Consider the following 15,319-nt stretch of genomic DNA (forward strand, 5'->3'; position numbering starts at 1 on the left):
ACATCACAGGTCCCTCAATAGCCGTTCAGCTTGAGTTTCGTCGCGCGCCCGTTCTGGCTCAGCTCAAATGGAGCGGCTTCGCTCTACGTACCGTGCCGCGCCGAGTAGACCTGCGTGAGGACGCAAGATCTGATCGATCGGTATCCCGTCCAGGTATGAGCTGAACCGTCCCTTTGCGACGAAAGCTCCGGTCAATGCTTCCACATCCCATAGTGGCCGCAGCCCGCGGCATAGTCCGCCAGTGATGACGACTCCGCCGCTGGTCAGAAGGGTCAGCGCGAGGCTGCCCGCCGTAGAACCGAGGATGGATGAGAAGATCCTTATTGCCTCACGACAGGTGGGGCACTGACCTGCTGCAGCGCGCGCCGAAACGTCTCTTGGATCCTGAACGTCGATGATCTGCCCGTTGATCTCGGCCAAAGCCGTCGCGATCGACAACAGTCCCGATCCTGACAGCAACCGCTCAACTGACACATGTGCATGTTGATCCTGAAGACGCGACTGGATTTCCGCCTGCAGGCGGTCCGTCGGGGCGAATGTTGCATGTCCGGCCTCGCTCGGGAGGCCGACAAACGTACCCGCATTGTTCAGCAGAAAAGCGACTCCGAGGCCGGTTCCGGGTCCAATCACCAGGCTAGGGTGCTCCGGATTGCGGGTTCCCGATTTCACCGCGCCGATCTCATCGGGCTGCAACGCAGCAAAGGACAATGCTTGGGCGACGAGATCGTTGATGACGATCAGCTTGCGCAAGCGGAGTCGCCGGCGCACATCCTCGATCGAGAATCGCCAAGTGCTGTTGCTGAACCAGACATCATCACCCAATACGGGACCGGCTACCGCAAGCACCGCATCTTCCACCTTCGGAGCACGAGACAGATAGTCCTCTGCTGCGTCAGCGAGATTGGGATATTGAGCAGCAGGGAGCTTGCGTACGTCGCGGGGACACTTGCCCGGCTCTGCAATCGCAAACCTTGCGTTGGTTCCACCAATGTCGCCGACTAGCCGCATGGCTCTCAGCCTCCAACGGTGATAACTTTCAACCTTTCTATCCCCAGGCGAGAAGGCTTACGCCATGATACAGCAGCCGGAGATAGCCTCAAAGCCGATCGTTACGCTGACGCTGAGCCCGACCATCGATCTCGCGTTCAAGTCAAACGAGATCAGACCGATCCGTAAGAACCGAGCGGTAGGACAGCGCACTGACGCTGGGGGTGGCGGCATCAATGTCGCGCGCGTGCTGAAGGAACTGGGCCTTGGGTCCTATGCTATCTACCTTTCCGGCGGCGCAACTGGACTCGTCTTGAACGAACTCGTCGCGAAATTGGGCGTGCCGGGAAAATGCATCGAGGTAGCCGGCGGCACTCGCATCAGTTTCACGGTCTTGGAAGAGATTTCGGGGCTAGAGTATCGTTTCGTAAGCGAGGGCTCGGCCCTTGTCGAGGCGGAGTGGCAATCGGCTCTATCCGAACTTGGCGAATGCGATGCAGACTATGTCGTCGCGAGCGGCAGCCTGCCGCCCGGGGTTCCCATCGATTTTTACGCCCGCCTGGCGCGCATTGTGAGGCGTAAGGGAGCACGCCTGATCCTTGACACGTCAGGGCCTGCACTCCACGCCGCGATATCGGCAGGGGGCATTTATCTCGCCAAGCCCAGTTTCGGGGAGTTCGAGATTCTGACACACCGAAAGATTGAATCCGCCGAGGAACTTGTCGAGGCGGCGACATCTTTGGTGGCCAATGGCTCCGTCGAAAACCTTGCTGTCAGCATGGGGCGCGATGGTGCGTTGCTCGCGTATCCCTCCGGCACGTTGCGCCTGAGAGGTCCCAAGGTGAAGGCCGTGAGCGCCGTCGGGGCTGGCGACAGCTTCGTGGCGGCCATGACTTTCGCGCTTGCGCGCCGACAAAGTGTCGAGGACGCCTTCATGCTCGGCATGGCCGCCGGAGCCGCGGCCGTCCTGACCCATGGCACCCAATTGTGCCGACGGGAGGATGTCGAGCGTCTCCATGCTGAAGTGGTGGCCGAGCGCGCGCGTATCGATGCAACCACGTAGCGCGATGAAAGCGCGCGGATGTCTTTGAGAACGTCAGTCTGCTTGGCAGCGTGGCGTCGATCTCGCAAGTCGCTCCGAGCCCGCCCGGACAGCCGGATGAAGACAGACCAAGCGGTCGCCGTTTCAATGTTGTTGTAGACGGTGCGGCCTTCTTTACGGCCGCGGTGATCGAGGCGAGGTTGTCCGCCGCCTCTTTGGTGACTTCGATGCCCTTGAGCCCCATCGCAACGCCGATATCGGGCTTCTTCAGCGCAGGGGCATTCGTCGGACAACCCAAGGGGTGCTAGTGCGACAAGAGTACGGGAATTGCGATCCTGGCCTCGAAGACATCTCGAGTTGCGCTACCGAGCATTAGGGTGCGCTCGAATCCGTGCGCGAATGCGCCCATCACAAGCAGATCTGCGTCTGCTTGCCGCGCATAGGCCAGAAGGGTTGCGCCGACGTTCAGAGCCTCACGGTGGATGGTACTGAACTTGGCATTAACCTGCCAGCGCGCCAGATAGCGGCAGAGTGCGTCTCCAGAATGCGGCGTCGAAAACGGCTTGTCATCAATGACCGATACGACGAGCACCTCGCGCGCTCCAACGAGAAGTGGCAAGGCATCGTGAACTGCACGAACCGCGGAGCGTGTCCCGTCCCACGCAATGACAATCCGGCTTTCTGGGAGTGCAAGGGTGCCTGGTGGCACCAGGACAATTGGTCGACCACTGCCAAACAGGGCTGCCTCGACGAGGTCTTTGCGGGGCGAATCGAGTGGTCCGCGCACATCGATAATCAGAATATCACGCACCTGGGTACAATGGATGACGCGTTCGCGAAGTGATATGGACGGGCTTTCGGCTGGTAGAATGTCACACAGTACGTTTGCCTCTGCCAGGGCGGACTGAACGAGCTCCGCCGTTCGTGCGGCCCGTTCAGTTCGTGATGTTTGCTTCCTGGGAGCGCTCCCGGCTTGTCGGATGTCCGGCTCAGGCGGCAAATCGGCGAGGTCGGCCTCGATCTCCGTGATCAATGCAGACAGACGCGCCCCGTACATGCGAGCCAGGCCGATCGCATAACGCGTGCCGCCAGAGAGATCATCTCTGCCCGCCGAAGGAGAAAGGAAAACGAGTATGTCCTTCATTGGCCAGCAATCCCCTCAAGAGGTGAGCGTTTAGCCGCCTGCGCAGCAAGCCCGTTAAGGAAGTCGCTTCCTTTGCCTCGCAATCCTATTCCCTGTTTCAGGTGATCCCACTTAGTGGATCCAACCACACGTAACAGATAGGATGGCGAGACGTTCCAGATCAGAATCCCGCACCGCTCTAGCGAACAATCTACACAACCCGCAGTGTACGAGCCCGGCATAAAAATGCTAGAAGTGTCTGCAGAAACTGCGCGCAAGGCGTTGCTGACGATCAGAAAGCCTGATCGGGTCAGGGGCGAAGGAAAATTCGCGCGCCTTCGTACGAAGCTGGTTCAAAGTCCTCCATTGGCGGCGCGGTTGCGACGATCTCGCTTCTATGAAGGGTGAGTTTGCTTATGTGAGCAACAGTCATCGTGCCGGAATGGGTCGTGTGCATAAAGGATTAATCGCTTATGCGTCTTCGACGGGCAAAAATCGTGGCAACCGTTGGTCCCGCCAGCGCTTCGCCGGAGATGCTCAAGGAGCTCTTTGTTGCAGGCGTGGACACATTCCGTCTCAACTTCAGCCACGGAACCCAGGAAGATCATGCAAGTGTCCATGCCGCGATCCGCGCGCTCGAGCAGAAGCTGCAGCGACCGATCGGCATTCTGATGGATCTTCAGGGCCCGAAAATCCGCATTGGCACGTTGCGTGATCAGAAGCTCATGGTCCGGTCCGGCGACTCCATCCGGTTTGTTCGCTCCGGATCGGAAGGGGATAGCCGAGCCATACCGTTGCCGCACCCGGAAATCTTCGCAGCGCTTGCGCCTGGCGACGATCTATTGATCGACGACGGCAGAGTACGCGTTCGCGCGACTAGCCTGAGCAATGACGACATCGAGGCCGAAGTGATTGTTGGTGGAGCGATCTCGAACCACAAAGGCGTCAATTTGCCCGGAACGGTTCTGAATCTGTCGCCGCTCACCGCCAAGGATCGTGCCGATCTGGAATTCGGCTTGCGTCTTGGCGTGGACTGGGTGGCTCTTTCGTTTGTTCAGAAACCGTCGGACATGATCGAAGCACGAACGCTGATCGGCGGACGCGCAGGGCTCATGGCGAAGATCGAAAAACCGGCTGCACTCGAGCGGATCGATGACATCATCCAGATGTCGGACGCGATCATGGTCGCGCGCGGCGATCTTGGGGTCGAGATTCCACATGAGGAGGTACCTGGTCGTCAGAAGGAGCTGGTGCGTGCTTGCAGGCTGGCCGTCAAGCCGGTGATCGTTGCGACTCAAATGCTCGATTCCATGGTGGCAGCCCCGACGCCTACACGCGCCGAGGCTTCAGATGTCGCAACCGCAATCTACGACGGCGCGGATGCCGTAATGTTGTCGGCGGAGTCGGCCACCGGCCAGTACCCGCGCGAAGCCGTCGAAATGATGGACCGCATCATCCGCAGCACGGAACAGCACAAGATGTATCGCTCGATCATCGAAGCAACCCAGCCCGATGAGGAACAGACTCTGCCGCATGCGGTTGCTGCGGCGGCGGCCGACTTGGCGTCGGCGATCCGTGCGGCGGCCATCGTCGCCTATACCTCAAGCGGGACAACGGCCGCACGTGTCGCTCGGAAGCGACCCAGGGTGCGGATCCTGGCCACCACGACGAGTGTAGAAGTGTCCCGTCGTCTCTGCCTCTTGTGGGGTGCACACAGCGCGCTTTCCGAGCACGTGCAAAGCTACGAAGACATGGTGAGCCGCGCGACCGAGCTTGCGAAACGGGAAGGGTTCGCCAGCACCGACGATACTTTGGTGGTCGTGGCCGGAATACCGTTAGGTGAGGGCGGGACAACCAACAATCTGCGCGTCGTTTCGGTTTCCTGATTCCGAGATAGCGGGTAGAGCCCCTCTGCTCTGCAGCCAAGCCCCGAAAGCGCGTGACATCTCGTCGGTCTCGCCGTAGGTCAGCCCTTTGTCCATGCAGATAAATGCAGTGTGCTCGCGATATTTGGCGAAGCGTTCTTCGAGCATCGCAACGAGCGATGCGGATCGCGACGGGTCGATCTCCGTCGAGAATCCGCGGCGGGTAGTGCTTGAGCCAGATGCGCTCCATGGCGCTCCTCCCGACGACCAGCAGCTACCGCGACCCGGCTGGCCAGACCTCCGTAAAAGCCGGCTTTCCCTAGACTGCCGGAAAGCGCGGCCATTGCCCCACGCTGAGGTTGGTGAAACATGACAAGAACGTTCTGAGACGGACCCGGGGAAGCAAAGGGCGCCGACAAGTTTATGATTTTAGCGCTGTTGAAGTTCCTGAACGAGCTTGCCGCAGATGCTGCAGGGAAGTGCAAATCGGCGGCACTGGCCCGCATCCAGCGGTCTATGCCGCGGAACCGATCATAGTGTGCCGCGTCGACACGGCAGGTCGCGCCACTCTGTCCGGCTGCAGGCCATTAGCCCGGCGCGCTTTTGACTTGGATCAACTGCCGCGCCCTGTAGCCAGTGCTTAAGTTATTGCTCGACGCACCTTTGGCTGAAGAGGTGTGACCAATCGTGAAGCTGCTATTTTGTTGGACGGCATGGCCGATTGGAGGACAAGCGATGCGTTCCATCTTGGCGTTAGGCCTTTTGGTCACCCTGTGTGGTTCCGCGAATGCGGCTACGGCGCATCCCCACCGGCGGCACGCTAATGTTCGTCCCAATCAGGGCATGATCTACGCGCCGCCTCGCCCGCCGATCCACTACCGGGCAGCACCGTACAATAACTACTATGAACCGTATTACGGAGCTTCCCAAGGTTACGCGCCTGGCGAGAAGCAACGATTTCTCGAAAGTGTGAGACGACAGATGTAAGGTCCGACAGCGGGTCGCTGCAGCCGGCCCGCCACCCGTCAGCATCCACATCTCGTCGACGGTAAGAAGTGCATCACCCGGATGAGAGCCGGGGCGAGAATTGCCGGTTTCAGCAGGAGCGGCAAGGTGATCAAGATGCCGTCGCGCTCATTCCAATTTACGCTCCGGATCGCAGCGTCCTTTGTTCCACCGCCACGTCGGCTTCGAGCATTTCAAGCTGGCTCGCCAGGCCGCTGAAAGTCCGGCTTATATTCGTCAGAAGGGAGGCTCGCCTTCGAGAAATTCCGGCCTGCCTCGCTTGAGCCCTGTATGCGGATGCAATCGAACGATACTCGGCAGCAGGCATTGTACGGTGGGTCATACGCGATACCTGCCGCAAGCCCGACCGGCGCTCAAATTAAAGATCGGCCATTTCCGCTTGCCGGGAAATTAAGCAAGGGCGCGGGATCGGGTTCTGGAAGTGGAATCAGAAGGGTTCGGAGCGGCGCTTGCGCTATAGCTTCTGCGAATTGAAAAATGCGCAGGAAAACTATCCTACACGTGGTTGGAGCCTCTCGCTGTTGCGTAGCTGGATGATATAGCTCACTTCCGCTTTCGGCGGCATAGCGAGCGCACCGGACTTGCCGCTGGCGTGGTCGGTCCCGAAATGACCCAGGCGGTCTGCAACATTCAGTGACAAACCAGCACGGGTATTTTCGTGTAGGTCAGCACCTTGTTTGTCACACTGCCCATTAGGAGCATGGGAAGTCCGCTGAGCCCATGCGATGACATAACAATGAGATCGCAGTCTTTGTCCTGGGCTGTTGCGATGATGGCTTGATGCGGTTGCCCACTCTCCACCTGAATTGTCTCGCAGGGAACGCCAGCCTTCTTGGCCGCATTTGCCGCGTTATCCAACACGCTCGCAAAGTCGCCTGTCACTGCAAAAAGCGGTTCCACAACGTTGATTACGGATACTTTGGCTCCAACGAACTTCGCCAACGCCAACCCGTGCGCCACCCCATGCTCCGCCAGCACCGACCCATCTGTCGGAATGAGAATATGCCGGTACATGTTTCACTCCTGATTGTCCGAACGTATGGCTGCCTTCCGAAGGTAATTTGGGCCGGCGTTTCGGATAAAGCCTTGCGATACATCAATGGGTCCATCGTGCTGCGAGTCACATGTTGACGCGTTGCTCATCGCGTCATTTCGAGGCGAGACGCAGGGCCTCTTCTGTAACTGGAACCACTATTGTTGATTGAGGGCGCGGAAAAGATTGCTGCGATTTAACTGGCCGATTGTTGTAGGTCGGGCGATACGCGAGAGCGATGCGGGAAATTGACGTCACCGACGAGTGTCGCGACCTCATTGCGGCTGAGTTTCCGTCCGACGAGACCGGGCGACGCTTACCAAACGGTAAGTGGCGGATACCGATCAATGAGGAAACGTGGGAGCGGCTTCAGAAGGTACGGCGTAGCGGTGAAACAATTTCGGACTGCATCATCCGCGTTATAATTATCACCCAGTATCAGCGTGGCGGCCTACGATAGTTGCCGCGCAGATGGTCAGTTGCCTGGATGAGAACTCACCGACCGCTCTCCTTGTCATCATCTACGGTAGGCAGCTTGTCGTAGAGCATGCGCTAGGGCTCACCGTCCCATCTTCCCGCACCACTCGTTTCATCGCCCCGATATGCCGGCCGAGCGCAATAGAAACTGCAGGGAAGTTGAACTAGAACATTCAGCAGGTCGGAAGTCGTACGTTTCGGGTGCATGCATCGGCGTCTTGACCGCGCGCCAGGCGTCACGGCGTTGACGCGAATGCCCTTGCTCGCATATTCGATTGCGAGCGACTTCGTTGCCGCGTGCAAGCCGCCCTTCGTGAGGCGGCCAGAGCCGACGGCGCGCTGCTGACCGCGTGTTCGTCGAGGCTGGTCGTGATCTGCACGATACGTCCGGATCCCCGCTTCAGCATGTTCTTGGCTGCGCGCCGGGTGACATGGAAGAAACCGTCGAGATTGATCCTCAGCAGGTGAGCATAGTCTTCGTCCGTATATTCGGTGAATGACTTTGCGACGAAGATGCCGGCGTTGTTGACGAGAATGTCGACGCGGCCGAAGCGATGGATCGCCTGCGACACGATGCGTTCCGCGGTGGTCGGATCGGCGATGTCGCGGCAACTGCAAGGATATCCGGATCAGACGGTTGTCCGATCGAGCGTGAATTCGCGACGACACGAAAATTGCGATCGCGATATGCCTTGACCAAGGCCTCGCCGATACCCTGCGACGCGCCGGTGATGATAGCGACTTTCTGCTCCGCATTCATGATGGCCTCAATGTCTTCGGTTGGAGCGGCGCGCGCCGGTGCGGTGTCGCTTGGCTACTGTGCGGTCCAGCCGCCATCGACGGCGATTGCCGTGCCCGTGATCTGGTCCGCCGCAGGCGAGCAGAGGAAAGCCACGGTGCCGCCAAGCTGCGAGGGAGAGACGAAATCCAGAGAGGGTTGCTTCTCGGCCAAAAGCTCCTTGGCCGCTTCCTTCTGATCGATGCCTCTTTCTGCGGCGATGTCCCTGATCTGCTTTTCGACCAGGGGCGTTCGCACCCAACCGGGACAGACGGCGTTGCAAGTGACACCGCTGCCGGCGGTTTCCAGGCCGACCACCTTGGTCAGGCCAACCAGCCCGTGCTTGGCCGCAACGTAGGCGGCCTTGTGAGTCGAGGCGACAAGACCGTGCGTCGAAGCGATGTTGACGATCCGTCCCCAACCCTGTTTTTTCATCTGGGGCACCGCCGCGGCAATGCCGTGGAACGCTGCGGACAGATTGATCGCCAGGATTGCATCCCACTTCGCAGCTGGAAATTCCTCCACCGGAGCGGTGAACTGGATGCCGGCATTGTTCACCAGGATGTCGAGGCGTCCGAATTTCTCGACAGTTGCGGCAATCAATCCGCGCACCGCGTCTCCCTTTGACATATCGGCGCCGTCGTAGACCACGCGCGCGCCGTGCTCGCGTTCGATGCCGATGCGGATCTTCTCGATCTCGCCAGCGTCGCCGAAGCCGTTCAACACCAACTCGACGCCGAGCCTTGCCAATTCCTTCGCGATGCCCAGTCCGATGCCACTGGTCGATCCGGTGACGATAGCTACTTTTCCCTTCAACATGGGGATTCCCTTCGATGTTCGAGACACAACAGAAAGACGGTCAGTGGGCGCCGCCGGCGTCGAGGCGGTCGGGCTTGGTGAGCATCAGCGCCGCAGTCAGGGCGACGATTTGTGAGACGCCGAGCAGATAGAAGGTGTCGCTGAAGCCGAGGATGAACGCCTGCTTCTGGATGACCTTGCCGATTGCGACATAGGCGCGGTGAGCGGCGTCGGCACGGTCGATCACGCCATGGCTCATGAAATACTGCGTGAGCTGATCGAGCCGGGTGCGGGTCGCCTGCTCGAACATCGATACCGACTGCGAAAGTACGTTGGAATGGTACTGCTCACGCTTGGTCAGCAGCGTCTGAAGCGCAGCGATGCCGATCGCGCCTCCAAGGTTGCGCATCATGTTGAACAAGGCGGACGCGGACCCGGCATTCTCGGCCTCGATTCCGCCGGTGGCGACCGCCGAGAGCGGAGCAAAGACGAGGGCTTGACCAAACGCGCGGATGACGTTCGGCCAGAAAAGCTGATCAGCCGCGTAGTCGTTGGTCATGTAGATGTTCAAGAAGTTGGATCCGCCGAAGAGCACGAAGCCGATACCGATGACGAGGCGCGGATCGAACCGCTTCATCAGGCGAGGCACCAGCGGGATCAGCAGGAGCTGCGGCAGGCCGGTCCAAGCGAGCACCATGCCGATCTGCTCGGAGTTGTAGCCCTGGATGCGGGACAGGTAGACCGGCAGGATGTAGACGGAGCCATACAGCGATACGCCGAGCAAAAAGTTCGCGAGCACGCCGAAGCCGAAATTACGACGGAACAGAATTCGCAGGTTGAGCAGCGGCTTATTTGCCGTGAGTTCGATGGCCAGAAACAGCGTCAACGCAACCGCGGCGACGATGGCCAGCCGAACGATGAAGGGCGAGCCGAACCAGTCGTCCTTGTTGCCCTCCTCCAGAACGGTCTGAAGTGCGGCGAGCCCGACCGCCATCGTGATGATGCCAGTCCAGTCGCCTTCCGCAAGCTGCGACAGCTTCATGGGCGCAGCTTCCAGCGAGAAGAACAGCATGGCGATCATGACCGCGCCGGGCGCAATGTTGACGTAGAAGACGTACTCCCAGCCGAAATTCTCGGTGAGATAGCCGCCGATGGTCGGACCGATCGCTGGCGCGAACGTCGCGGAGATCGCGAACATCGCCAGCCCGATCGGCTGCTTCGGCTTCGGCAGGAGCGTGATGATGAGCGTGAACGCCATGGGGATCAGCACACCCCCGGTAAACCCTTGTAAGGTGCGCAGCACGATCATCTGAGGCAGGTCCTGCGCGAGCGCGCAGGCCGCCGAGAACACCAGAAACAGGAAGGCGTTGGTGAGAAGATAGATGCGGACCGAGAACACCTGAGCAAGCCAGCCGCTCAACGGGATCACCACGATCTCTGCGATCAGATAAGACGTCGAGATCCAGCCGCCGTCATCGATGCCTGCGCCGATGCCGCCCTGGATGTCGGCAAGTGAGGCATTGACGATCTGGATGTTGAGCACCGCCATGAAGGCGCCCAGGGTGGCACCGATCACCGCGAGCCAGGTCCTTGCGGAGACGGCGGGAGCCGCGGCCGATAATTGGCCTTGGCCGGTAGGAACGGCATTAACGGCGGTTTGCAGTGTCGTCATGGCGGTCTCCTCGCGTGCAGGAGAAGGTGCGTTGTTCAGGTGCGGGGCTCGGCGCCACGAGCGGCAAGCCGTTTCTCGGCGTCTCGCTCGGCGATGACGGCCGATTTTGTGTTGACCGTCGGCTCCGCCGACATTCCGGGACGCAAGAGGCCGCTCAGGTGCTGGTCGTCGAGCACGATCTTCACGGGCACGCGCTGCACGATCTTGGTGAAATTGCCGGTGGCGTTGTCCGGCGGCAGCAGGGCGAATTCGAGCCCGCTCGCCGGCGACAGGCTGTCGACATGGCCCTTCAGTCTGGTCGAATGGAAGCTGTCGACCCGTAGCTCGACCGGCTGTCCGTTGCGCACATGCGTGAGTTGAGTTTCCTTAAAGTTGGCGACGACGTAGACCGCATCCAGCGGCACCACCGCCATGAGCTGCGTGCCGGCCTGAACATATTGGCCGACCCGCAGCGTGCGCGCGCCGACTGTCCCGTCGACGGGCGCAGTGATCTGCGTATAGGAGAGATTCAGGGCAGCCTGGTGTTCGACCGCACGTGCGCGGTCGAGTTGCGCGACTGCTTGCGCGCGCTGGGTCGAGAGCACCTCGACCTTCTTGTTGGCTGCGAGCAAACCCGCCTTGCCCTGCTGAAGTTGTGCAGTCTGCGAGCGCAGCGCTGCGTCAGTCTGTTGGGCGCGTTGGATCGTTCCCGAGCCCGACTTCATGAGGTCGTCGTAGCGGGCGCGCTCCTGCTGCGCGAATTTCAGATTGGCTTCGGTCGCGTCGACCTCGGCCGTCTGCTGCTGAATGAAGGGCTGCTGCAGTTCGATCTGCGCGTCGAGGTTCTTGACCGCGGCTTCCGAAGCCGCAATGTCGGCCTTGGCCTGGTTCAGCGCGGTCTTGAAATCACGATCGTCGATGCGCGCCAGCACCTGGCCAGCCTTCACCGGTTCATTGTCGGCGACCAGCACTTCGGCGATGTAACCGGAAACCTTCGGCGCAATGATGGTGGAGTCGGCCTTGACGTAGGCGTCGTCGGTCGTTTCCAGATAGCGGCCGGTGGTGATGTAGTAGTGGCTGAAAGCGGCAGCCCCGGCGACGCCGAGGGCGGCGGCGAATGCCAGCGCGGCGCGACTGATCGCCTGACGCGACGGGCGAATGCTGGTTTTCGTTTCCTGCTCGGAAGCATACGAAAGGGTCGACATGATTCTCTCCGAAGTCGGGTGGGACGCTAGATTTCAATCGGGGCGGTGGACGTCATGTGTGATGATGCCGACCTCGGGAGCTGGCGGGTCCAGGCGGCGTGGGTCGGCCAGCGTGCGGCGGATATCGTCCAGACCGCTTTGCCAATGCGCGCGCATCGCGTTCAGCCCGAACTCGTAGTCCTTTGACTGGCCCTCGTAGATCTTGGACTGATAGATGAGGTGGACGATGTTGTAGGAGCGATGGCGGGCCATGTCCGCGATGGCGCGGATTTCCGGATCCTGCCTTGCGCGTTCCGGCAAAGCCTGGATCGTCCGCTGCAGCGCTTGACGCATCTTCTGCATGCGTAGCGCCTGGTCCGTGATGGCGCGCGTACGGCTCGAATATTGGATGTCCTTCTGCCGGCTCGATACCTCCATCATGTCGTTGGGAACGCGCCCCCTGGCCGACCAGAGATCGACCTGGAATGTCAGCGTGTCGCGCGGCTCGCTGGACAGCACGCGTGAGAGCGGCGTGTTCCAGACGACGCCACCATCCCAATAGTGTTCGCCTTCGATCTCGACGGCAGGGAAGCCGGGTGGCAACGCGCCGGAAGCCATGAAATGCTTCGGCCCCAGCTTACGTTCGGTCGTGTCAAAGTAGGTCAGGTTGCCGGTGCGGACGTTGACCGCGCCGACGCTGACGCGCACCTCGCCCGCGTTCAGCCGATCGAAATCGACGAGCTTCTCCAGCGTCCGCTGCAACGGTGCGGTGTCGTAGAAGCTGGTCGCTGCATCACCCGAAAAGGGCGACCAGAACGGCGACGGGAAGCGTGGCTTGAAGAAGCCGGGCTGCCCCTGGAATAAGGCCCTCATCGCTGCCATCGCATTGTGCAACGAGCGCATATCGAACGCGAATGGGAGGGCATCGGCCAGCCCTTCGCCGGCGGGCCATCCCACCGGCCATGCACAGATGGTCTCCCAGAACTCGCGTAGCCGCTCGACTCGCTGATCTTCCGGCGATCCGGCAATGATCGCCGCATTGAGCGCGCCGATCGAAATGCCGGCCAACCAGTTCGGCCGGATACCGGCTTCGTGCAGGCCCTCATACACTCCGGCCTGATAGGCTCCCAGAGCTCCGCCACCCTGCAGCACCAGGGCGACGACGTCATATGGCAGCGGCGTGGACGCTTGCGGCACGCAGCTGATTTGCTCGCGCATCACCTTCAGCATTTTCAATCTCCCGATATCGCGGCTGATCCGGTCAGCCAGCGTTCGCTTCGATAAGGATCTCGGACCTGGATTCGCGTCGTTGTGCGGGCGACAGGTAGTCGTGGACGACAGTGCCAAGCCCGAGCGTCAAGTCGGCCACGAGGTGCTTGGCCGACAGCACTTGGAGGACGGGCAGTTCGGCGACGGGGGCGAGGGCGTGCGAATACAGGTCCAGCGCCGCTGGCCCGGTCCACGCGCCTTTCACAGTGATGTCTTCGAGGTGGTAGCGGACCAGCTCGCAGATGCGAGCCGAGCCGTCGACATGTGGGATGATCTTGAGCAGGAAATTGGGCGCGGCGAGTTTTCTGGCCTCGGTTTCGATGTCGAGGGCCCGGTGCTTGTAACCCATGGTGCCGGTCGCGATGCGCACCGAGCCGTAGTTCAAGGTGCCAACCAGGGTATCGATCTCGACCGCCAGCTTCGGTTGCGCAAGCTTCTTGGGAAAGCCCCACAGCTCACGCCCGCCGGCGATGGGCGGATGATCATTGAGGAACATCTGATGGGTGAAGCTGCCGGTCTGCCCTTGATAGGAAACCGGGATGACCTGGCCGCTTTCGGTGTAGTCGCCAAAGCCGGTCGAATCCGGCATGCGGATGAACTCGTAGTTTACGACCGGTTCGGCCAGCTCGAGCGGCGCCGGTACGATCCGGCGCAGCGCCTCGGGATCCGTCCGGTACTGGATGATGAAGTATTCGCGATTTATGAAGCGGTAGGGGCCGGGTGGAAAAGCCGGGTTCGTCAGCGGCATGGCGAACGCGCTCGCGCGCACGGTCTCGTGTTTCATCGTGATGAGCTCCAATTTGATCGATGGCGAGGGAGCCGCGCTTCTGCGTGGGAAGCGCGGCCGTATCGCGTGAGGCCCTCAGACTTCGGTGACGTGCTCCGGATCGGCCGACGCCAGCGCGGCGGCACGCTCGGCCCGCGGCGGGTAGATCCACACGGTGTTGATCTCGTGCTTCGTCTTCTTTGCAACCTCGCCGACGATCTCGACTTTCCGTTCCCAGCCCCGCGTGAAGAGCGCGCCGGCTTCGCCGAGGTCGAGGCACGTGACGTAGGCTTTCTGGTGATACGGCTTGGTCGGGACGCCCAACAGCTCTGCAGCGGCATTGTTGCCCGCGAAGGCGCCCATCCTGGTAGCGTGCTGGCAGGACATCAGCGCAAAGTTGCCGACATCGTCGCACGCTGCCTTTGCGGCATCGCCGGTGGCAAAGACGCCAGACACCGACGTCACACGCAGATCCTGATCAACCAGCAGACGTCCGAAATTGTCGCGCTCGGCCGGGATCTGTTGGGTCAATGGCGCGGCGCGAATGCCTCCCGCCCAGACTACGGTTTCCGCTTCGATGCGTTCGCCATTTGAGAGCGTGACACCGGTTTCATCGAGCGAGGTGACGCCAGCGCCGACCCGGGTCTCTACGCTGAGTTTACGCAGGGCATCCTCGATGACGGGACGAGGGCCAGCGCCCATATCGGGAGCGATCGCACCGTTACGTTCGACGATGATCACGCGCGGATTGGCATCCTTGCCGAGGATCGCACGAAGCCGCGCGGGCATCTCCGTCGCCGCTTCGATGCCGGTGAAGCCGCCGCCGGCGACGACGACGGTGTCGCGTCCGTTTCTTGCCGGCCGATCCGCCAGGCTGTGCAGATGCCGGTCGAGGGCAATCGCTTCGTCGAGCTGGTCAACGCTGAAGCCGTGTTCGGCGAGGCCCGGAATATTCGGGCGGAAAAGCCGGCTGCCGGTGGCCACGACCAGCCGGTCATAGGAGAGCGTCTTTCGCGGGCCCTTGGCAGTAGCGACCTGCAGCATTCGGGACTTGGTATCGACCGTTTCGGCACTGCCTTGCACGTAGACGACGTCGATGGACTTGAGGACATCCAGCAGAGGCGCCGTCAGGGTTTCCGGCTTCGGCTCGTAGAGCCGCGGGCGAACCACCAGCGTCGGCTCCGGTGCAACCAGCGCGATCTCGAGCTCGTCGGGCGAAGCACCCTGGATGTCGCGCAGCCGGGCGGCGGAAAGTGCAGCGTACATGCCGGCGAAGCCGGCGCCTATGATGACAAGTCGCATGTGATATTCTCCTGTTGT

At 60.9% G+C, this 15,319-nt stretch carries 11 protein-coding genes and 1 pseudogene; 2 read left to right on the forward strand and 10 right to left on the reverse strand.

Features of this window, described 5'->3' with window-relative positions; all coding sequences use genetic code 11:
* Positions 1–63 precede the first annotated feature (63 nt).
* Entirely contained in the window at positions 64–1,008 is a 945-nt protein-coding gene (gene glk / locus SO180_RS27165; RefSeq protein ID WP_449381902.1) for a glucokinase, read from the reverse strand.
* A gap of 64 nt (positions 1,009–1,072) precedes the next feature.
* Between glk and SO180_RS27170 the strand changes: the two genes are divergently transcribed.
* Positions 1,073–2,050 (forward strand): 1-phosphofructokinase family hexose kinase, encoded by a 978-nt coding sequence (locus SO180_RS27170; protein ID WP_449381903.1) that lies wholly within the window; start codon positions 1,073–1,075, stop codon positions 2,048–2,050.
* A 283-nt stretch (positions 2,051–2,333) separates the two neighbouring features.
* On the opposite strand, the gene SO180_RS27175 is transcribed toward SO180_RS27170, so the two are convergent.
* Positions 2,334–3,173 carry a universal stress protein gene (locus tag SO180_RS27175; RefSeq protein WP_449381904.1) on the reverse strand — a complete coding sequence of 280 codons (840 nt, stop codon included), beginning with the start codon at positions 3,171–3,173 and terminating at the stop codon, positions 2,334–2,336.
* 452 nt (positions 3,174–3,625) lie between these two features.
* Here SO180_RS27175 and pyk point away from each other — a divergent pair, with 452 nt between their 5' ends.
* A complete protein-coding gene (pyk, locus tag SO180_RS27180) occupies positions 3,626–5,038 on the forward strand; it encodes a pyruvate kinase (protein WP_449381905.1) in 1,413 nt (470 codons plus the stop codon).
* Between the two features lie 1,635 nt (positions 5,039–6,673).
* Here pyk and SO180_RS27185 read toward each other — a convergent pair.
* The 8 genes and pseudogenes from SO180_RS27185 to SO180_RS27220 form a co-directional block, all read right to left on the reverse strand.
* Complete coding sequence (locus SO180_RS27185) at positions 6,674–7,057, reverse strand: universal stress protein (RefSeq protein WP_449381906.1); 384 nt, start codon at positions 7,055–7,057, stop codon at positions 6,674–6,676.
* Between the two features lie 686 nt (positions 7,058–7,743).
* Positions 7,744–8,313: pseudogene (locus SO180_RS27190) on the reverse strand (SDR family NAD(P)-dependent oxidoreductase); the annotation flags it as partial.
* A 54-nt stretch (positions 8,314–8,367) separates the two neighbouring features.
* On the reverse strand, positions 8,368–9,150 hold the full coding sequence (locus tag SO180_RS27195) for a 3-hydroxybutyrate dehydrogenase (protein WP_449381907.1): 783 nt from the start codon (positions 9,148–9,150) through the stop codon (positions 8,368–8,370).
* Between the two features lie 40 nt (positions 9,151–9,190).
* Entirely contained in the window at positions 9,191–10,801 is a 1,611-nt protein-coding gene (locus SO180_RS27200; protein WP_449381908.1) for a DHA2 family efflux MFS transporter permease subunit, read from the reverse strand.
* A 35-nt stretch (positions 10,802–10,836) separates the two neighbouring features.
* Positions 10,837–11,985 carry an HlyD family secretion protein gene (locus SO180_RS27205; RefSeq protein WP_449381909.1) on the reverse strand — a complete coding sequence of 383 codons (1,149 nt, stop codon included), beginning with the start codon at positions 11,983–11,985 and terminating at the stop codon, positions 10,837–10,839.
* 33 nt (positions 11,986–12,018) lie between these two features.
* The gene (locus SO180_RS27210) at positions 12,019–13,194 is read right to left on the reverse strand and encodes a DUF3734 domain-containing protein (RefSeq protein WP_449381910.1); all 1,176 of its coding nucleotides are present in this window, start codon (positions 13,192–13,194) and stop codon (positions 12,019–12,021) included.
* Between the two features lie 31 nt (positions 13,195–13,225).
* On the reverse strand, positions 13,226–14,017 hold the full coding sequence (locus tag SO180_RS27215; protein ID WP_449381911.1) for an acetoacetate decarboxylase: 792 nt from the start codon (positions 14,015–14,017) through the stop codon (positions 13,226–13,228).
* 78 nt (positions 14,018–14,095) lie between these two features.
* Positions 14,096–15,301: an NAD(P)/FAD-dependent oxidoreductase gene (locus SO180_RS27220; protein ID WP_449381912.1), complete on the reverse strand. Its 1,206-nt coding sequence runs from the start codon at positions 15,299–15,301 to the stop codon at positions 14,096–14,098.
* Positions 15,302–15,319: the final 18 nt, after the last annotated feature.

This window comes from Bradyrhizobium sp. UFLA05-112 (genome assembly GCF_053572325.1).

Bases quoted from the DNA above. Each gene is read 5' to 3' on its own strand.
- SO180_RS27170 (WP_449381903.1), top strand. From the start codon at position 1,073: ATGATACAGCAGCCGGAGATAGCCTCAAAGCCGATCGTTACGCTGACG.
- SO180_RS27175 (WP_449381904.1), bottom strand. From the start codon at position 3,173: ATGAAGGACATACTCGTTTTCCTTTCTCCTTCGGCGGGCAGAGATGAT.
- glk (WP_449381902.1), bottom strand. From the start codon at position 1,008: ATGCGGCTAGTCGGCGACATTGGTGGAACCAACGCAAGGTTTGCGATT.
- SO180_RS27215 (WP_449381911.1), bottom strand. From the start codon at position 14,017: ATGAAACACGAGACCGTGCGCGCGAGCGCGTTCGCCATGCCGCTGACG.
- SO180_RS27210 (WP_449381910.1), bottom strand. From the start codon at position 13,194: ATGCTGAAGGTGATGCGCGAGCAAATCAGCTGCGTGCCGCAAGCGTCC.
- pyk (WP_449381905.1), top strand. From the start codon at position 3,626: ATGCGTCTTCGACGGGCAAAAATCGTGGCAACCGTTGGTCCCGCCAGC.
- SO180_RS27185 (WP_449381906.1), bottom strand. From the start codon at position 7,057: ATGTACCGGCATATTCTCATTCCGACAGATGGGTCGGTGCTGGCGGAG.
- SO180_RS27220 (WP_449381912.1), bottom strand. From the start codon at position 15,301: ATGCGACTTGTCATCATAGGCGCCGGCTTCGCCGGCATGTACGCTGCA.
- SO180_RS27205 (WP_449381909.1), bottom strand. From the start codon at position 11,985: ATGTCGACCCTTTCGTATGCTTCCGAGCAGGAAACGAAAACCAGCATT.
- SO180_RS27200 (WP_449381908.1), bottom strand. From the start codon at position 10,801: ATGACGACACTGCAAACCGCCGTTAATGCCGTTCCTACCGGCCAAGGC.
- SO180_RS27195 (WP_449381907.1), bottom strand. From the start codon at position 9,150: ATGTTGAAGGGAAAAGTAGCTATCGTCACCGGATCGACCAGTGGCATC.